This is a genomic window from Reticulibacter mediterranei, from assembly GCF_016587455.1.
The window spans coordinates 3,678,388-3,694,583 of sequence record NZ_BNJK01000001.1 but is presented as its reverse complement, the minus strand read 5'-3'; the positions used below and the strand labels follow the sequence as shown (position 1 = coordinate 3,694,583).

Annotated in this window: 20 protein-coding genes and 1 pseudogene; 3 read left to right on the top strand and 18 right to left on the bottom strand. The window is 53.0% G+C overall.

Going from position 1 to position 16,196, the window contains the following annotated elements:
- Positions 1 to 16 precede the first annotated feature (16 nt).
- Positions 17 to 1,270, top strand: a complete 1,254-nt coding sequence (locus K3T83_RS15835; protein ID WP_220203934.1) for an NAD(P)/FAD-dependent oxidoreductase — start codon at positions 17 to 19, stop codon at positions 1,268 to 1,270.
- Between the two features lie 34 nt (positions 1,271 to 1,304).
- Entirely contained in the window at positions 1,305 to 2,183 is an 879-nt protein-coding gene (locus K3T83_RS15830) for a haloalkane dehalogenase (RefSeq protein ID WP_220203933.1), read from the top strand.
- 106 nt (positions 2,184 to 2,289) lie between these two features.
- On the opposite strand, the gene K3T83_RS15825 is transcribed toward K3T83_RS15830, so the two are convergent.
- From K3T83_RS15825 to K3T83_RS15815, 3 genes are all read right to left on the bottom strand, one after another.
- Complete coding sequence (locus tag K3T83_RS15825) at positions 2,290 to 3,066, bottom strand: sulfite exporter TauE/SafE family protein (RefSeq protein WP_220203932.1); 777 nt, start codon at positions 3,064 to 3,066, stop codon at positions 2,290 to 2,292.
- Positions 3,067 to 3,180: 114 nt separating this feature from the next.
- Entirely contained in the window at positions 3,181 to 4,605 is a 1,425-nt protein-coding gene (locus K3T83_RS15820) for an MBL fold metallo-hydrolase (RefSeq protein ID WP_220203931.1), read from the bottom strand.
- Positions 4,606 to 4,628: 23 nt separating this feature from the next.
- Positions 4,629 to 5,231 (bottom strand): rhodanese-like domain-containing protein, encoded by a 603-nt coding sequence (locus K3T83_RS15815; RefSeq protein WP_220203930.1) that lies wholly within the window; start codon positions 5,229 to 5,231, stop codon positions 4,629 to 4,631.
- A gap of 315 nt (positions 5,232 to 5,546) precedes the next feature.
- Here K3T83_RS15815 and K3T83_RS15810 point away from each other — a divergent pair, with 315 nt between their 5' ends.
- Complete coding sequence (locus K3T83_RS15810; RefSeq protein WP_220203929.1) at positions 5,547 to 6,143, top strand: RNA polymerase sigma factor; 597 nt, start codon at positions 5,547 to 5,549, stop codon at positions 6,141 to 6,143.
- 139 nt (positions 6,144 to 6,282) lie between these two features.
- On the opposite strand, the gene rpsI is transcribed toward K3T83_RS15810, so the two are convergent.
- The 15 genes and pseudogenes from rpsI to rpmD all read right to left on the bottom strand — a co-directional run bounded on the left by rpsI (position 6,283) and on the right by rpmD (position 16,119).
- Positions 6,283 to 6,657 carry a 30S ribosomal protein S9 gene (gene rpsI, locus K3T83_RS15805; RefSeq protein ID WP_220208237.1) on the bottom strand — a complete coding sequence of 125 codons (375 nt, stop codon included), beginning with the start codon at positions 6,655 to 6,657 and terminating at the stop codon, positions 6,283 to 6,285.
- A gap of 123 nt (positions 6,658 to 6,780) precedes the next feature.
- Entirely contained in the window at positions 6,781 to 7,248 is a 468-nt protein-coding gene (rplM, locus tag K3T83_RS15800; protein ID WP_373324599.1) for a 50S ribosomal protein L13, read from the bottom strand.
- 43 nt (positions 7,249 to 7,291) lie between these two features.
- Entirely contained in the window at positions 7,292 to 8,098 is an 807-nt protein-coding gene (gene truA, locus K3T83_RS15795; protein ID WP_220203927.1) for a tRNA pseudouridine(38-40) synthase TruA, read from the bottom strand.
- Positions 8,099 to 8,107: 9 nt separating this feature from the next.
- On the bottom strand, positions 8,108 to 8,734 hold the full coding sequence (locus K3T83_RS15790; RefSeq protein ID WP_220203926.1) for a bL17 family ribosomal protein: 627 nt from the start codon (positions 8,732 to 8,734) through the stop codon (positions 8,108 to 8,110).
- A 1-nt stretch (position 8,735) separates the two neighbouring features.
- On the bottom strand, positions 8,736 to 9,716 hold the full coding sequence (locus K3T83_RS15785; protein WP_220203925.1) for a DNA-directed RNA polymerase subunit alpha: 981 nt from the start codon (positions 9,714 to 9,716) through the stop codon (positions 8,736 to 8,738).
- A 266-nt stretch (positions 9,717 to 9,982) separates the two neighbouring features.
- Positions 9,983 to 10,609, bottom strand: a complete 627-nt coding sequence (gene rpsD, locus K3T83_RS15780; protein WP_220203924.1) for a 30S ribosomal protein S4 — start codon at positions 10,607 to 10,609, stop codon at positions 9,983 to 9,985.
- Between the two features lie 43 nt (positions 10,610 to 10,652).
- Entirely contained in the window at positions 10,653 to 11,057 is a 405-nt protein-coding gene (rpsK, locus tag K3T83_RS15775) for a 30S ribosomal protein S11 (protein WP_220203923.1), read from the bottom strand.
- Between the two features lie 21 nt (positions 11,058 to 11,078).
- Positions 11,079 to 11,462, bottom strand: a complete 384-nt coding sequence (gene rpsM, locus K3T83_RS15770) for a 30S ribosomal protein S13 (protein WP_220203922.1) — start codon at positions 11,460 to 11,462, stop codon at positions 11,079 to 11,081.
- A 79-nt stretch (positions 11,463 to 11,541) separates the two neighbouring features.
- Positions 11,542 to 11,658 (bottom strand): 50S ribosomal protein L36, encoded by a 117-nt coding sequence (gene rpmJ, locus K3T83_RS15765; RefSeq protein ID WP_220203921.1) that lies wholly within the window; start codon positions 11,656 to 11,658, stop codon positions 11,542 to 11,544.
- 199 nt (positions 11,659 to 11,857) lie between these two features.
- Positions 11,858 to 12,079 carry a translation initiation factor IF-1 gene (infA, locus tag K3T83_RS15760; protein WP_220203920.1) on the bottom strand — a complete coding sequence of 74 codons (222 nt, stop codon included), beginning with the start codon at positions 12,077 to 12,079 and terminating at the stop codon, positions 11,858 to 11,860.
- A 409-nt stretch (positions 12,080 to 12,488) separates the two neighbouring features.
- Positions 12,489 to 13,241 carry a type I methionyl aminopeptidase gene (gene map, locus K3T83_RS15755; RefSeq protein WP_220203919.1) on the bottom strand — a complete coding sequence of 251 codons (753 nt, stop codon included), beginning with the start codon at positions 13,239 to 13,241 and terminating at the stop codon, positions 12,489 to 12,491.
- Between the two features lie 2 nt (positions 13,242 to 13,243).
- Positions 13,244 to 13,921: an adenylate kinase gene (locus tag K3T83_RS15750; protein ID WP_220203918.1), complete on the bottom strand. Its 678-nt coding sequence runs from the start codon at positions 13,919 to 13,921 to the stop codon at positions 13,244 to 13,246.
- A 47-nt stretch (positions 13,922 to 13,968) separates the two neighbouring features.
- The gene (secY, locus tag K3T83_RS15745) at positions 13,969 to 15,297 is read right to left on the bottom strand and encodes a preprotein translocase subunit SecY (RefSeq protein WP_220203917.1); all 1,329 of its coding nucleotides are present in this window, start codon (positions 15,295 to 15,297) and stop codon (positions 13,969 to 13,971) included.
- 169 nt (positions 15,298 to 15,466) lie between these two features.
- Positions 15,467 to 15,928, bottom strand: a pseudogene (rplO, locus tag K3T83_RS15740) (50S ribosomal protein L15); the annotation flags it as partial.
- Between the two features lie 5 nt (positions 15,929 to 15,933).
- Positions 15,934 to 16,119 carry a 50S ribosomal protein L30 gene (rpmD, locus tag K3T83_RS15735; RefSeq protein ID WP_220203916.1) on the bottom strand — a complete coding sequence of 62 codons (186 nt, stop codon included), beginning with the start codon at positions 16,117 to 16,119 and terminating at the stop codon, positions 15,934 to 15,936.
- Positions 16,120 to 16,196: the final 77 nt, after the last annotated feature.

Below are 16,196 nucleotides of genomic sequence, written 5' to 3'. Positions count from 1 at the left end.
AGAAAGGAGGGCGGTTATGACACAGCCGTCCACACGTATACTTGTTCTTGGCGGTGGAATTGCAGGCTTGCTCTTCACACTGCGATTGTCTGGTAAAGTAGCACACGAATCTGTCCAGATCACGCTGGTCAACGAGTCGGACATTTTTACTATTCGTCCCTGGCTCCATGAATATGCCACTCATCAGCGCGCCTTTGATCGCATGCTGCCTCAGATTTTGCGGAAAGCACCGGTTCAGTTTCTTCAGGGACGCGTGACCGCTATTGATTCCGATCAGCGCCGTGTCACAGTTCGGGATCAGCAGCAGCAGCAACAGGAATTGTCGTACGACTGCCTGGTCTATGCGTTAGGAAGCACGCCGGAGCGCCAGAACGTGCCAGGAGTGGCGCAATATGCCTATAGCCTAGAAGCAAGGGGACCGTTATCGGCTTCAGCGTTGCGCGAAAAGCTTCCCGATCTGGGGTCAAATGGCGGTCGAGTAGTCGTCTGCGGCGCGGGAGCTACCGGCATTGAGACGGCGGCGCAGGTGGCGAGCATCTATCCTGAGATCAAAGTGAGCCTGGTCACTCGGGGAGCGTTCGCGCACGCGTGGGAGGAGCCTGTTGCCAACATTTTCCGGCAGAGACTGGTGAAGCTGGGCGTCGAGATCGTCGATCAGAGCGAGGTGATGGAGGTGCGCCCACAAAGTGTGGTCCTTGACCGGGGGCGCGAACTTCCATGCTCATTGTGCATCTGGACGACAGGCTTTGTGGCTCCGCCCCTGGCACGAGAATCGGGGCTAGCGGTCAATGAGCGTGGCCAGATTCTCGTCGATCCCTTTCTGCGCTCCGTCTCTCATCCCCAGATCTATGCGATTGGCGATGCGGCTATGCCCATCAGGAATCCTGGTGTACCACACGTACGTATGAGCGCATATACTGCCTCAATCATGGCTGCGCACTGTGCTGATAGTTTGAGCGATGTGCTCAAAGGTGCGACGCCTAAACCGCTCAGCTTCGCATATCAGGCTCAGGCTGTTGCTCTGGGGCGAGGCAGCGCGCTATTCCTGCCGCTTTCCGCTGAGGATAAACCTGTATCGCCCTACTTTGCTGGCAGGGCAGGGGCATTCGTTCGTGAGGCTTTTGTACGCTTTGTGATTACGGCTACGATGTCGCAGCAGCGCTTTCCAGGAATGTTTATGTGGTTCGGGAAAAATCGCTATGAGCAACAGTTAGAGCAAAACGCCAGCGTAGAGGGCGCTTCGTTGCCGTCAGCGCATCGCCCTTCTTGAGACAGTGACATAATGAGTAATAGAGAGAATTAATATGGTAAATGCAGACTTTCCTTATCAAAAAAAGCGTCAGCGGGTGCTGGGACGAGAGATGGCCTATGTAGAGGTAGGAAGCGGCGATCCTGTGGTCTTTCTGCATGGCAATCCCACGTCTTCGTACCTCTGGCGTAACATTCTTTCTTATGTCGAGGGCGCTGGACGCTGTATCGCACCCGATTTGATTGGCATGGGCGATTCGGAGAAACTGCCGGATAGCAGCCCTGGCTCCTACACCTTTGTTGAGCATAGCCGCTACCTGGATGCGCTTCTGGAGCAGCTTGGCGCCAGGGAGCGTGTTACCCTGGTTGTGCATGATTGGGGATCGGCTCTGGGCTTTGATTGGGCATATCGTCACCAGGACGCGGTGCGTGGTATCGCCTATATGGAAGCGATCACCAAACCTCGTTCCTGGAGGGAGATTCCTTCTCCCTTCAGCGATTTCCTTCAGGCGGTGCGATCTCCTGCGGGGGAGCAGATGGTGCTGGAACAGAACATCTTTATCGAGCGTATTCTGCCCGGTGGCATGATGCGCCGTTTGAGCGAGGAGGAGATGGCTCGGTATCGCCGCCCCTTTGTCGAGGCGGGAGAAGCGCGTCGTCCTATGCTATCATGGCCGCGCCAGATACCACTTGATGGCGAGCCTGCCGATCTGGTGGAGACCATCACTGCCTATGGAGAGTGGCTTTCCCACAGCCTCGTTCCCAAGCTCTACATTCAGGGCGAACCTGGCTCGATGCCCGCGAGCGAACGCGCCTTCTGTCATACCTGGCCTGCCCAAAGCGAGATTACCGTGCGAGGACTCCACTTTCTTCAGGAGGACTCTCCCGCTGAGATTGGTGCAGCTCTCGCAAGCTGGCTACACACGCTGGTATAGCTTTTTATTGGCGCTTGAAGCCCGTCGAAATGAGAAACAATGCCAGGACAAGCCGCGTCCTGGCTGTTCTCTCTGAGCGTCAACAAGGCACATACAGCTTCTCAGATCAATACATCAATTTCAGATAGTGGAATACCTCTGGTATGTTGAGCGTGAGGACAACGATTCCTAGCATGAGGACAAAACTTGCAAAGATCTGACGGAGCCTCTCTGGGGGCAGCAGGTTTGTGAAGCGCGTGCCAATTAGCAGGCCAATGAGACCGGCCAGTGCAAATAGGCCCATCAATGTCCAGGGTAGCGCTCCACTATTGAGGTGCCCCAAAACGCCTGCAACGCTGTTGAGAGCGATCACCACAAGAGACGAACCAACGGCATCTGGCATACTCATACCTAGAAACAGCACCAGGGCTGGGACAATTAGAAAACCACCGCCGACGCCGAGGAAGCCCGTCAGCAGGCCGACACCAAGACCGCCAAGCACTGTCATCCACCAGGACCGATATGCGAACCGGGCTTGTGCTTTGGAACGTATCATCATTAGTGCGATAACGAGCATCAAGAGTCCGAAGAGTACAAGCAAGATGGCACTGGGTATCAGCGAAGAGATACGCGCCCCACCGTAGGATGCAAGAATCCCATAGATCCCAAAAAGGAGCGACGCTTTGAGGTTCACATGTCCGGCTCGGTAATGGAGCAAGATTCCTACCAGGGCGTTGATCCCGACAATCACTAATGAGGCAGTGACAGCGACATGTGTCTCCAGATGGAGAAGATAGACCAGGATGGGAACGGTGAGAATTGAGCCGCCACCTCCTAATGCCCCAAGAGCCAGACCGATAAGTGCCCCAAGTACCAGAATAATCAGCAATGATTGTAGGTCCATTTTATATTCTTCCCCTGAGAATGCTTGGGACGAGACGGCACCTTAAAGAAATTCATTTTCTCATCTGCTCTGCCGCCTGTCCTATCGTATTACTGAGCTACTAATATGCTGATGTTATAGAGTGTTCTTTTCCACAGGATTGCCGGCTTTTTGCCAGGCGGCGAAACCTTTCAGGATATCAATACTCTGCTTAAAACCATGAGCCGCCAGAATACTAACCGCGATGGCCGAACGAGTGCCTGCCTGACAATGGACCGCAATGGTCCGATCTGTGAGGATTTCCTGCAAGTGGCGTTCCAGGTAGCCCAGGGGAATATTTTTGGACCCCTCAATGTGTCCGGCCGCATATTCGCTTGCTCCGCGTACATCGAGCAGTTGGATATGCTCTTGCTGGAGACGCTGGCGCAATGTAGCAACATCCATTGTTTGAATGCGCTCAAGGCTGTTACCGCTTGCTTCCCATTTGTTGATGGCATCAATAGGCAGGTATCCCGCAATGTGTTCCAATCCGATCAAACTGAGCGAGCGTTGAGCTTGAGCGACCTCGGCTGCATCAGCGATCAACAAGAAGGGACGGTCATAAGGAAGAAGCCACCCGGCCCAGGTAATAAATGAACCATTCAGTGGAATGTTGATTGTGCCGGGAATATGCCCAACTGCGTACTCGTCTGCATGACGCGTATCTACAATACGAACGCCTTCCATAAGACGCACCTTCACTTGATCCAACGTTTCCTGGAGAGGCAGTGTCAACGTGCCAATGAGTGCTGGACCAACTTTGTTGATGCGTTTCATCTCAGCAAAGTAGAAGGGTGGTTCTGGCTGTCCTGCCAGCACTTCTTTGACGAACTCGTCCTCATTTTTGATGGAGAAGGCCCAGTTCCATCGCCGTTCATAGCCTAATGTAGACTGTGAAACCGCGCCAAGTGTACGCCCGCAGGCACTTCCTGCCCCATGACCCGGCCAGATCTGGAGATAGTCTGGGAGATGGCGGATTTTTTGTAGTGAATGGAAGAGCATCCGTGCCCCAACTTCCATAGTACCGGTAAGACCGGCAGCCCTCTCGAGCAGATCAGGACGGCCAACATCGCCAACAAAGAGAAAGTCGCCAGTGAAAAGGCCCATTGGCTCATCAGCAGTAGCAGTATCAGTCAGCAAGAATGAGACATGTTCAGGCGTGTGTCCAGGTGTATGAAGAGCCTGAAGCAGGATATTGCCAACCTTGAAGATATCTCCGTCGTGTAGCAGAATAGCCCCGGCTTCTTCTGCATAGGTGTACTTCCACTCTACTGGACCCATATCTGAAAGGTATAATTGCGCGCCTGTGTTCTGGGCCAACTCACGGGCACCAGAGACAAAATCGGCATGAATGTGGGTCTCCGTTACGGCAGTGATGCGCAAATCTTTACTCTGCGCAAGTTGTATATATTGATCGATGTGGCGATTTGGATCGATCACTAACGCCTCACCTGTGGCCGAACACCCAATAAGATAGCTTGCCTGAGCGAGCGATTCATCATAGAGCGTGCGTAGAATCATCAGTATTTCCTTCCCTTTTTCTATTAATCGGTGCCAGTCTCTAAGGCTGTAAATTGCCTTACGACATCACGGACATCACATTGCGCTGTACGATTGTAGGGTAGTTTACTGAGCAGTAGAGCCATGCCGCATGTGTCTGTCAGAGCGGAATAGGTCAGGCCAGCGCCAATACCAGTGGCGAGATACGAAAGTGGCTTCCAGACAAAGAGACCCCCCACTGTTCCTAGCAATACAAGGATACCAGCCGCTCCGCGTACCTGGCGTTCCATACTCCAACGTAGTTTCCCTCGCTTGACTGGCTTGCCTGCCTGTTCCCAGGCGTTGATGCCACCTCGCAGTATATGAAATTGTGTGAGGTTCGTCTCTTCAAACTGCCTGGCAGCTTGTTCTGCTCGTGCTCCGCTTCGGCAGACGAGAATAATGGGCGTTTGTAGTTTATTGCCTAATTCGGTACGATGTTTGGGAAGTTGATCTAATGGAATATTATAGCTTCCAGGAATATGCACCGTCTCATATTCAGCAGGAGTGCGTACATCGAGGATTTTGATTGCGTTTTTTTGCTGTAAGAGCGCCTCCATTTCTTGACTATCAACGAAACGACCGAGTGAATGACCATTCAACGTCATAACTTTTTAATAAACCTTTCTATTGCTTGCATGGTGTTTTTCATGAGATCGATATCTCGATGATGGACTGTATATTGCTTTACTTACTTTGATGCGGCGGGTCATGAATTGGTTACATCGCAGAGCAGACATATTTCTCATTGATTGCTCGTGCCCGGTTGTTGGGGTTTTCTTGCCATGAAGCTATGAATTGTTTGTGAGAGGGGCTTTAATTCATAGTTATGTGACGATATGGTGGCATGGAAGGAAACAGAGCTGGCATTTGTTATCAGATATAGAAAGAGAATATATGCGAAGGATAAGGTTGGTTGCACGATGGAAATGCCCTGGGACATAGATTTTGAAGTCTACAAAAACGAAGAGGAATTACTGACAGGTTTACGCCGTAACGAGCAATGGGCTTGTACATGTCTGTTAAAACGCTTCGCACGACGTTTCTTTCTGCTCGCTCGTCGGATGGTCGGCAATGACGATGAGGCAGATGAGATAGTGCAGGAGAGCTTTATTCAGGCATGCGGTCATATCTCACGTTTTGAAGGGAAAAGTGCTCTGAGTACCTGGCTCTATCGAATTGTCTCGAATGCCACACTGATGCAGCGTCGCCGCAAAGCGCTAACCACGTTACCGCTCGTAGAGGAAGTGGATGAGGAGCAAGTAAGTAGGGCAATAGACCTGATTGATGAGGATAGCACGCCGGATAATTATGTGCTTCAGACGGAATTGCGTGCGACCATCAATAGAGCGCTGGTTCTATTGCCGGCCACGCTCCGTGATGCGTTTGTCTTGCGCCATATAGAAGGATTGAGCACCAGAGCTGCTGCGGAGTCACTTGGTATTGAAGAATCCGCACTCAAGGTGCGTGTCTATCGAGCACGCCAGGAGTTGCGCAAGATACTGGCTTCATACCAATAAAGCTGCTGTATTGACGCCTGGAAATTGCGTCTCTTCAGAAAAGAGAAAACGCCTCGCCGAATTACTCGGCGAGGCGTTTTCTCTTTTCTGAAGAGACGCACTAAGAAAGAGCCAGCAGTATTGACTGAACGTTTTGTAATTAACGTTTCGTGTACTGTGGAGCCTTGCGGGCGCGTTTCAAACCTGGTTTCTTACGTTCTTTCATGCGCGGGTCGCGGGTCAGGTAGCCAGCTTTACGCAGAGCGGCTTTGAACTCGGCATTCTGGCGGACCAGGGCGCGAGCGAGGGCATGGCGGATCGCGCCAGCCTGACCGGTGGTGCCACCACCGACCACGCGAACGGTCATCGTATAGGTGTTATTCAGATCGAGAGCGCGGAGAGGAGCTGCGATTGTTGCCAGGTGAGTGTCGCGCAGCCCAAAATAGTTCTGAGCTGGTTTGCCATTCACCGTAATGCTGCCATCTCCATTGGGGAAGAGGCGTACACGAGCCACAGCCGTTTTGCGCCGCCCCATGCCGTAGTAGTACTCACCTTTGATCGTATCGGCCAAAGTAGATTCTCCTCTTTTTTACTCCTCTCCGATCTGCTGACGCGAAGCGTAGATGCGGAGCATCGTTGCAGATCGGAATAAGAGACATTACTTCGCCTCGTCGGGCTGCTTCAACAACGCCTCTGGACCCGTCCAGACGACAGGTTTCTGGGCCTCATGAGGATGATTGGGGCCAGCATAAATCTTCAGGTGGCCCATCAAATCGGCACCCAGGCGGTTGTGCATGACCATACCACGAACCGCATGCTTCAGAGCGCGCTCCGGGAACTTGCCTCCGAGCGTCTGACGGAGCGTCGTCTTCTTCAAGCCACCAGGATATTGAGAGTGGCGATAGTAGACTTTCTGATCCAGGCGATTGCCTGTTACCGCAATCTTATCCGCATTGATGACGATCACGAAATCTCCACAGGGGAGATGTGGCGTGAAGGTTGGTTTATGCTTGCCGCGCAAGATCTGTGCGATCTGCGATGCCAGGCGACCCAGTACCTGCCCCTCGGCATCGATGACATACCATTTGGGTTGCAGATCAGCGGCCTTTGCACTGTATGTCTTCATCATTTCCAGTAACTCCTATTTCATCCAGCCAGAAGCGTGTGAACTAGTCTGCACTCATCTGGCTGGAAGGAAGCGCAAATTTTTCAGGATAGTCAACCCGTACCAGACACAGCCCATGCGAGGGGGCCGCTGAACCGGGGTGCGTTTTCTCCGCACGTTGCACAATGTTGGCAAACTCTGCGACACTCAAGCGTTGTTGCCCAACCAGCAGCAACGTGCCAACCATTCTACGAACCATCCCCGTGAGAAAGGCATCCGCCGTAAAATCACAATAGATGAGTGCGGTATTATCCTGTTGTGTGCAACGGGCCTCCAACATAGTACGAACGCAATGATGTGGCCCCGGTCTTGTCGGATTCGTATCGTCGGGGCTATGTCCGAAAGCCCCGAAATCCTTGCGTCCCATTAAGTATTGGCAAGCTGCTTGCATCAAGCCAATGTGTAACGGGCGCGGATAGTGATAGCTATAGCGTCCACGTAACGCCGATGGCGCGGAATCGTTCCAGACGGTATAGCGATAGGAACGGCTCTGCGCACTAAAGCGAGCGTGGAAGCGCTCAGGAACTTCGCTCGCCCACCGCACTGCTACAGTATTGGGTAAGACTGCATTGAGAGCGCGTTTCCAGACTTCGGGCGTCAGGCGGGACTCGGTGTGAAAATGGATCACCTGTCCACTTGCATGTACTCCGGAGTCGGTACGTCCTGCTCCATGCACAACTGAGAACGCGCTGGATATCCGCTCAATCGCCTCTTCCAGGGTTCCCTGTATTGTTGGCCCATGACTCGACGGCTGTCGTTGGAAGCCGTGATAGTCGGTGCCATCATACTCAATACCGCAAGCAATGATCATGATAGCAAATTATACGAGCGAGATCTGAGCAATCTCAGCAGCATCACCTTTGCGGCGTCCGATCTTGATGATGCGCGTGTAGCCGCCGGGACGACCGACGTAGCGGGGAGCAAGCTCCTCGAACATCTTCTTCACGACCAGCTCATCGGGCAGGGCGCTCAAGATCTGGCGGCGAGCATGCAACTCGATCACCATCGCCTGATATGCAGCCTGTAAAGCCTCTTCAGCCTCATCCTCATTCGAGATAATGCGCAGCAACTCTTCGCGGCGAGCCTTCAGCTTATCTTCCAGGAATTTGCGGCCCTTGTCGGTCAGGGGAGCCTTCTGCTGATTCAGGCGCTCCTCATTGGTGCCGACGGTTTTGTGGAGAGAGAAACGGCCCCGGCGTGCAAATTCGAGAATCTGGTTCGCCTTCTCTTCATCAGAGACGACAGAGGCCAGATGTTTGCGGGCAGCTGCGCGTGCTTTGACAGCCTTATCAATCAGTTTCTCTACTTCAGCGCGGATAGCACGGGCGCGTGCCTCCGTCGTTTGTATGCGGTCGTACCGAATCAGTCCGGCCATCAGGTTGCGACGCGCAGAACGGCGGCGCGGCTCCGGCATATTCATTCGGTTTCCGGCAACTCGGTGCCTCAACTTAATCCTCCATTTCGTGGTCGCCGTCCGAATCGGCTCCGACAGTGCTGGTGCGCGGATTGGGCAGGAAGTTGCGGGCGAGGAGACGCTCGCGAAGCTCCTGCAAGCTCTTTTCACCGAAATTACGCACGCCCAGCAGATCTTCTTCATTCATCGACAAAACCTGACCCACTTTGGTAATATTGCTGCGCTTGAGACAGTTGTAAGCGCGAACCGAGAGGTCAAGCTCCTCAATGGGGGTGTCATAGATTTTCTGCGGGATTGGCAAGCTGCTCAGTGGCGGCTTCTCGATCTCAGGAACGGAAGCGCGATAGTTGGCGAGCAGAGAGAAGTGCCGTACCAGGATGTCCGCGCTCTGGCGCAGAGCCTCGTCCGGCGTCACCGTGCCATCCGTATTAATTTCAAGCACAATCTTATCATAGTTGGTCATCTGCCCGACGCGGGTATGCTCAACGGTATAATTGACCTTTTGCACCGGCGTATAGATGGCATCGACCGGAATGACACCAATTGGCTGATCTTCTTTGGAGTCGGCGGGAACGTACCCTCTTCCCCCCTCAACAACCAGTTCCATATCGAGACGCGCATTCTCGTTGTCCAACGTTGCAATGTGCAATTCGGGGTTCACGATCTCCACCGTGCTGGGTGCGATGATATCCGCTGCGGTGACTTCGCGCTCCCCTGTGACCTCCAGGCGCATCGAGACGGGATGGTCGGAGAAGCAGCGGAGGCGCAACTTTTTCACGTTTAGCACGATATCGGTCACGTCCTCCATAACGTTAGGAATATCCTGAAACTCGTGTTGCACACCCTCAATCCGAATAGAAGTCACCGCTGCGCCGGGCAACGATGATAGCAAGACACGCCGGAGCGCGTTGCCCAGGGTCATTCCATACCCCGCCTCTAACGGCTCTATATCATAACTCGCATAATTCCCCTGTGTTTTTGTGTTCTTAATGCGAGGCAGAGTAATATCTAGCAAGGTTCTAACCTGCCTTTCTTTTTCCACCACTATCCGTTTCGGAAAAACCATCTTCCTATTGACAGCCGCATCATACAGGATGAGAAGGCTGCGAAACGTTGGTAGTCCAAGAGTGTTACGTCCTGAAGCGACCCATACTCAATCTATTCACAGTAGAAAGGGTCGCTCCGGCATGGACCCACCGCCGACTCAACGATAACAGAAATTGACAACTCCTCACATGCAATCGGAAACAGCGCCTCGCGCCTTCCGATTGATGAGAGAGCTTATCGCTGATAAAATTCAACCACCATCTGCTCATCGAAGGGCAGTTCGAGATCCGCTCGTGAGGGTATGCTCAGGACACGTCCGGTCATCTCATTGATATCGAGGCGCAGCCAGGTCGGTACCCCTTTTTGAGCCAGAAGCAGGGCGCGGGTCTTGAAGTACTCCAGCCCTTTGCTGCGCTCACGGACGGTAATGACATCATTTGGCTTGGCAATGAAAGAAGGAATGTCCGTCTTGCGGCCATTCACAGCAAAGTGCCCATGATTGACAATCTGGCGGGCCTGAGCGCGCGAATCGGCGAAACCTAAGCGATAGACCAGATTGTCGAGGCGCATCTCAAGAACCTGCAAAAGGTTTTCGCTTGTTTTTCCCGGGCGGCGGGCGGCAGCATCAAAGTGCTTGTGGAACTGGCGCTCCAGCACACCATAAGTACGACGTACTCGCTGTTTCTCACGTAACTGTTTGGCGTAGCCTGACTCTTTACGTGCGCGGCCACTCCCATGTTGTCCGGGGCGGCTGCTGCGGCGCTCAAGTGTGCATTTGGTGACGCACTTGTCACCCTTTAAGAAAAGTTTTACCCCCTCACGTCTGCACAGTTTGCAGACCGGGCCGGTATAACGTGCCATGTAAACGAATCCTCCTCACACGCACAGCGTGGTAAACCCAGAACTAGACACGACGCCGTTTGGGTGGCCTGCAACCATTGTGCGGAATAGGTGTAACATCTGTAATTGAAGTGACTGTCAGGCCTGCCGCCTGCAATGAACGAATGGCCGCTTCACGACCGGACCCCGGGCCTTTGACGAATACGTCGATCTGCTTGAGGCCATGATCCATTGCTTTACGAGCAGCTGATTCGGCTGTGACCTGTGCGGCGTAGGGGGTACTCTTACGGGAGCCTTTAAAGCCCTGACCACCCGCGCTTCCCCAGGAAATGACGTTCCCGTTGGGATCGGTAAGTGTAACAATGGTGTTATTAAACGTGGCCTGAATGTGCGCTTGTCCACGCGGAATGGATTTGCGTTCACGCCGTCTGACTTTTGCTGCCACTGCAGCTTTTTTCTTTTCTGCCATGCTTGCTGTTCCTCCCCGGCGCTATTTCTTGGCCGCAGCTTTTTTCTTACCTGCCACCGTTCTCTTTGGCCCGCGACGCGTGCGTGCATTGGTACGCGTGCGCTGCCCACGCACTGGAAGGTTGCGGCGATGGCGCATACCACGATAGCAGCCGATCTCGATCAGGCGCTTGATATTCTCGTTGACTTCGCGGCGAAGATCGCCCTCGACTTTATGTTCGCGGTCAATTACCTCACGCAGGCGATTGACCTCTTCCTCACTCAGGTCTCGTACACGGGTATCCGGGTTCACACGCGTCTTCTCTAAAATCTTGCGGCTCGTCGTTAGCCCGATACCATAGATATAGCACAGCGAGATCTCCACACGCTTCTCTCGTGGAATGTCAACGCCAGCAATTCTTGCCATCTTTCCCTCCAGCATTGAGTTCCGAGTCTCAAGTTTCTCTCTGTTCATCTTAAAACTCGAAACCCGAAACGCCTACTTTTTAACCTTGCTTCTGTTTATGCTTTGGATCTTTGCTACAGATTACCATCACTACGCGTTTGCGCCTGATAATCTTGCAGCCATCGCAACGCGGTTTGACTGAGGCGCGTACTTTCATGACTTGCCCTCCTCGTTCGTTCGTGATCGAGATACTATGGAAAAAGACATGGGCAACAGCAAGCAACCCGGTTACTGTACCCCTGCCTGGCTTCTACACAAAAAAGATGCCACTGAGTCCAAATTTCATCTATCCGTCTATCTTAGAGATAAACCGACAGACAGATGCCACTGGAGCGATGAAGGATGCCGATTCTATCTCAGCCTTTTACACGCCATGTAATGCGGCCTCGTGTCAGATCATAGGGGGATAGCACAACTCTCACCTTATCGCCTGGTACGATACGCACAAAGTTCATTCGGATACGCCCTGAAAGGATCGCCAGGACTTCATGTTGTTCGTCGATTTTCACTTTAAACATGGCATTGGGGAGGGCCTCTGTTACCGTTCCCTCTACTGCAATTTCATCGTTTTTTGGCATAGCATCCTTTCCCTGTGGTGGGACTTTCTTCTCTATTCTGTCGGACGTACTTTTTGTCTCTCCCTCTCTCTCAAGGGGTAAGGAATGCCGCAAGGAATGTCGCGTATGGCAGCCATCACACGCGCCATAAAGTCGTCAGACAGCTTCATGGCTCATCCAACCTGAGATTAGATGAACTCAGATGATTGATAGACAAACATAATCTTGTTGAGATAAGATACCCAACATAATAGATAATTTAAGAAGTACAAAAGGCAGCGGTAGTTGCCGCTGCTGCCAACTACGAATTATAGCATACTCTGTACTTGAAGTCGAGGGGGTCTCAGGTACAACCTGGGATTTCCACGTTGGACCAATCTCCCTGATACACCTGCCTGCCATACACGCGTGCATCGATCAACTCAAGTAATCATTCAGCCGTCAACACCTCTGCGTTGCCATCGGTAATGGCTACGGTATGCTCGAAGTGTGCTGCATTGCTGCTATCGGTCGTAATGACTGTCCAGTCGTCGTCGAGAACAAGCGTCTCCTTCTTGCCAGCGATAACCATTGGCTCGATAGCGATCACCATTCCCGGCTTCAACAACATATTTGGGTAGGCCGGTTCGACATAGTTGAGAACCTGTGGGTCTTCGTGCATGCTACGCCCTACCCCATGTCCACCATATTGTCGTACAACGGAGAAGCCTGCCGCTTCAACAAACTGCTGCACCGCCCGGCCAATATCCTGTAGACGATTGCCCGCACGAGCAGCTGCGATCCCACGATGGAGGGCATCTTCCGTCACTTTCAGCAGGCGTTGCGCCTCTGGTGTGATAGTGCCGACGGGGACCGTGATGGCTGAGTCTGCGTGCCAGCCGTTATAGTTGGCGGCGAGATCGAGCGTAATGATATCGCCATCCTGGAGGACGCGCGGACCGGGAATGCCGTGTACAACTTCTTCGTTTATAGACGTACAGAGCGAGCCGGGATAACCATGATAGCCCAAAGAGCTTGATTTTGCTCCATAACGCTGTAATGCCGCTGCCGTCATTTCGTTGATGTCGGCAGTGGTCATACCGGGCCGGACGGCAGAGCGCAATTCTGCCAGGATCGCTGCCACGATATGGCCGGTTTCACGGATTTTCTCTCGCTCTTGTTTCGACTTGATGATAGGTGCCATGACTACTCTTTCTGGTCCCGAGCTGTTCTGCGCTTCTGACCCAGGACGCCCTCGACGAGATCTTTGTGTACCTGTTCGATACTCTGGTTGCCGTTCACCTCAACCAGCTTCTCCTGACGCTTGTAGTAGTCGAGCAGGAGAATGGTCTCGCGAAAAAAGATTTCCAGCCGACGCTGTACCGCCTCGCCTTTATCGTCCGGGCGCTGGTAGAGTTCGCTTCCATCCAGATCACAGATGCCCGGGACTTTTGGCGGTTTGGTTGCGATGTTATAGACATGCTGATGTGCGCGACAGATATAGCGACCTGAGAGCCGATGTAACAACACCTCACGGGGCACGTTCAGGTATACGGTGCAATCGAGAACTCGCCCCATCTCTGCCAGCCCTTTATCCAGCGCCTCCGCCTGGATAAGATTGCGCGGAAAGCCATCTAAAAGGACACCTGCCGCGCAATCGGGTTGTTGAATCCGACTGAGGATCATTGCAATCGTGATATCGTCAGGGACCAGATCCCCTCGATCCAGGTAGGTTTTTGCTTGTAGTCCCAGTTCAGTCTGCTCTTCTACTGCTTTACGGAATAAGTCACCACTGGCAACGTGACGAATTCCAAGAGCTTGCGCAAGCCGAGCAGCCTGCGTACCCTTCCCAGACCCCTGTGCCCCGACCAGGATAATGTTCACGTTTCTCCTCCGACGGAATTTCAATCTTGCTTGGATTCGTAATGCACTTAAGACAGGAAACCAGAATAGTTACGCATAACCATCTGCGATTCAAGCTGTCTGACTGTATCTAACACCACACCAACTGCAATGAGCAGGGAGGCCGCGCTGAGCAACTGCGTATGTGCGACAAATGGCATCACCGAGACGATACCGAGGAAGAGAGCACCCGCCAGCGTGATACGGTTCAAGATGGTTGCAAGGTATCGACTGGTTGGTTCTCCTGGACGGTAGCCAGGGATGAACGCGCCCTGCTTTTGCAGGTTTTCAGGAATGTTCTGCTGCTGCCAGACAACGTAGGCGTAGAAGTACGTAAAGGCCACGACCAGTAGGAAGTAGATGGCCCAGTACCACCACAACTGCGTATTGACCGCGTAGGTTGCGATCCACTGAGCGGTGTCGCGCAACCAGGGTGTCTGGCTGGTTGCCAGGTACTGAGAGATGACAGCCGGGAAGAGCAGCATCGATTGTGCGAAGATCAACGGGATCATGCCTGCGCTATTGATCTGCATGGGGATGTAGGTTGTCTGAGCCGAGCCGACCAGCAGTCCGCGACCCACCATGCGTTTCGTAGGATACTGCACCGGAACGCGGCGCTGACCCAGATAGACGTAGACGATGCCAATGATGGTGAGGATACCAATAACCCCCAGGATCGCCAGGCTGACGATACCGCTGCCACTGCCGCCATTTGAGGTGCTGCTCAGATAGCCCTGATTGACCAACTGAGGGAGCTTGCTCATAATGCCGGCGAAGATGACCAGCGAGACGCCGTTACCGATGCCATTCTCAGTGATGAGTTCGCCAAGCCAGACCAGAATCATTGTTCCGGCGGTCAGCGTGAGCAGAATTGCATAGGTTTCCAGTGCGTAGTTAGGATCGATGAGACTAAAGTTAGTGAGAACGCCTGCCTTCTGGAAGATGGCACACTGTCCTAGAGCCTGCAAGAAGGCCAGCGGCACCGTAATCATGCGGGTAATCTGGCTGAAGCGCAGACGACCGGCCTCACCCTGCATCGACAGGTTTTGCAAGGCTGGAATGATCGGCTGCAAGAGCTGCATGACGATGGTTGCAGTGATATACGGATAGACGCTTAACGCAACAATTGAGAATGTTTGTAAAGATCCACCAGAAAATACATCTAATAGACCGAGTAACTGAGCAAGATTTTGATTTTGGTTCGTATTAAAAAGATCGACCAGAGCCTTCTGCTCGGTTTGCGTTAATGGCACGGTAATGTGGGCAAGTACACGGGTAACGAGTAGGATTGCCAACGTAAAGAGAATCTTGTTGCGTAGATCAGGTACGGTCCAGATAGTACGCAGCCGTTCCCACATAGAAGTCTCCTTCCAAATTCAATCTCCATCGCTACACAAGCAATGAAGAGAGAAAGACAGGTGCGGCACAAAGGAGACGCCGGGGGAATTAATCCCCGGCATCTTTTCCTGCTGGCGTCCCGGCTTTCTCGTCTTTACGGCGTTTGGTCTTCTCGTAGACTTTCACGGGAATGATCTCCGCTTTGCCACCCGCCGCCTCGATCTTTTCGCGTGCGCTGGCCGAGAACTTATGCGCGTGTACGGTGAGAGGGCGATCAATTTCGCCACCACCCAGGATCTTAATCAAGCCCCTGCTCTCGGCAGGAGTCATGAGACCCTTCTTTACGAACAGTTCTGGTTGGACCTGCGCATTGGCCTCGAAAGCCGTGAGATCCACGACATTGACGATAGTATATTCATCGCGATATGGGAAGGTGTTGCGTGCGGCACCCATACCACGCAGGAAAGGTAAGCGTTTGGAGAGGCGGGTCTGACCACCGTTAAACGAACGGTTGATATGACCGCCGGAGCGTGCTTTCTGGCCTTTGGTACCGCGACCAGAGGTTTTGCCACGTCCTGAGCCATGCCCACGACCAATACGCCTTTCCGTTTTGTGCGACCCTGGAGTGGGGCGCAGATCGGAGAGTTTTATCGGACTCACTCTGAGACCTCCTCAACCTTCACGAGATGCGAGACTTTACGGATCATACCGCGAATCGTCGGCACATCTTCACGCTCTACAGTGTGCTGAAGCTTGCGGAAGCCCAGCGCACGAATTGTATCTTTCTGATCCTGTGGGTAGCCGATAGAACTCTTCACCCATTTAATACGTAGTTTTGCCACTGTTTATCTCCTAACGGCTGCGATACCCGCCGCCACGCTGTCCGCCGCGCTGATCGCCGCGTTGTCCACCGCGCTGG

Bases quoted from the DNA above. Each gene is read 5' to 3' on its own strand.
- K3T83_RS15835 (WP_220203934.1), top strand. From the start codon at position 17: ATGACACAGCCGTCCACACGTATACTTGTTCTTGGCGGTGGAATTGCA.
- K3T83_RS15830 (WP_220203933.1), top strand. From the start codon at position 1,305: ATGGTAAATGCAGACTTTCCTTATCAAAAAAAGCGTCAGCGGGTGCTG.
- K3T83_RS15825 (WP_220203932.1), bottom strand. From the start codon at position 3,066: ATGGACCTACAATCATTGCTGATTATTCTGGTACTTGGGGCACTTATC.
- K3T83_RS15820 (WP_220203931.1), bottom strand. From the start codon at position 4,605: ATGATTCTACGCACGCTCTATGATGAATCGCTCGCTCAGGCAAGCTAT.
- K3T83_RS15815 (WP_220203930.1), bottom strand. From the start codon at position 5,231: ATGACGTTGAATGGTCATTCACTCGGTCGTTTCGTTGATAGTCAAGAA.
- K3T83_RS15810 (WP_220203929.1), top strand. From the start codon at position 5,547: ATGGAAATGCCCTGGGACATAGATTTTGAAGTCTACAAAAACGAAGAG.
- rpsI (WP_220208237.1), bottom strand. From the start codon at position 6,657: ATGGGGCGGCGCAAAACGGCTGTGGCTCGTGTACGCCTCTTCCCCAAT.
- rplM (WP_373324599.1), bottom strand. From the start codon at position 7,248: ATGAAGACATACAGTGCAAAGGCCGCTGATCTGCAACCCAAATGGTAT.
- truA (WP_220203927.1), bottom strand. From the start codon at position 8,098: ATGATCATTGCTTGCGGTATTGAGTATGATGGCACCGACTATCACGGC.
- rpsD (WP_220203924.1), bottom strand. From the start codon at position 10,609: ATGGCACGTTATACCGGCCCGGTCTGCAAACTGTGCAGACGTGAGGGG.
- rpsK (WP_220203923.1), bottom strand. From the start codon at position 11,057: ATGGCAGAAAAGAAAAAAGCTGCAGTGGCAGCAAAAGTCAGACGGCGT.
- rpsM (WP_220203922.1), bottom strand. From the start codon at position 11,462: ATGGCAAGAATTGCTGGCGTTGACATTCCACGAGAGAAGCGTGTGGAG.
- rpmJ (WP_220203921.1), bottom strand. From the start codon at position 11,658: ATGAAAGTACGCGCCTCAGTCAAACCGCGTTGCGATGGCTGCAAGATT.
- infA (WP_220203920.1), bottom strand. From the start codon at position 12,079: ATGCCAAAAAACGATGAAATTGCAGTAGAGGGAACGGTAACAGAGGCC.
- map (WP_220203919.1), bottom strand. From the start codon at position 13,241: ATGGCACCTATCATCAAGTCGAAACAAGAGCGAGAGAAAATCCGTGAA.
- secY (WP_220203917.1), bottom strand. From the start codon at position 15,297: ATGTGGGAACGGCTGCGTACTATCTGGACCGTACCTGATCTACGCAAC.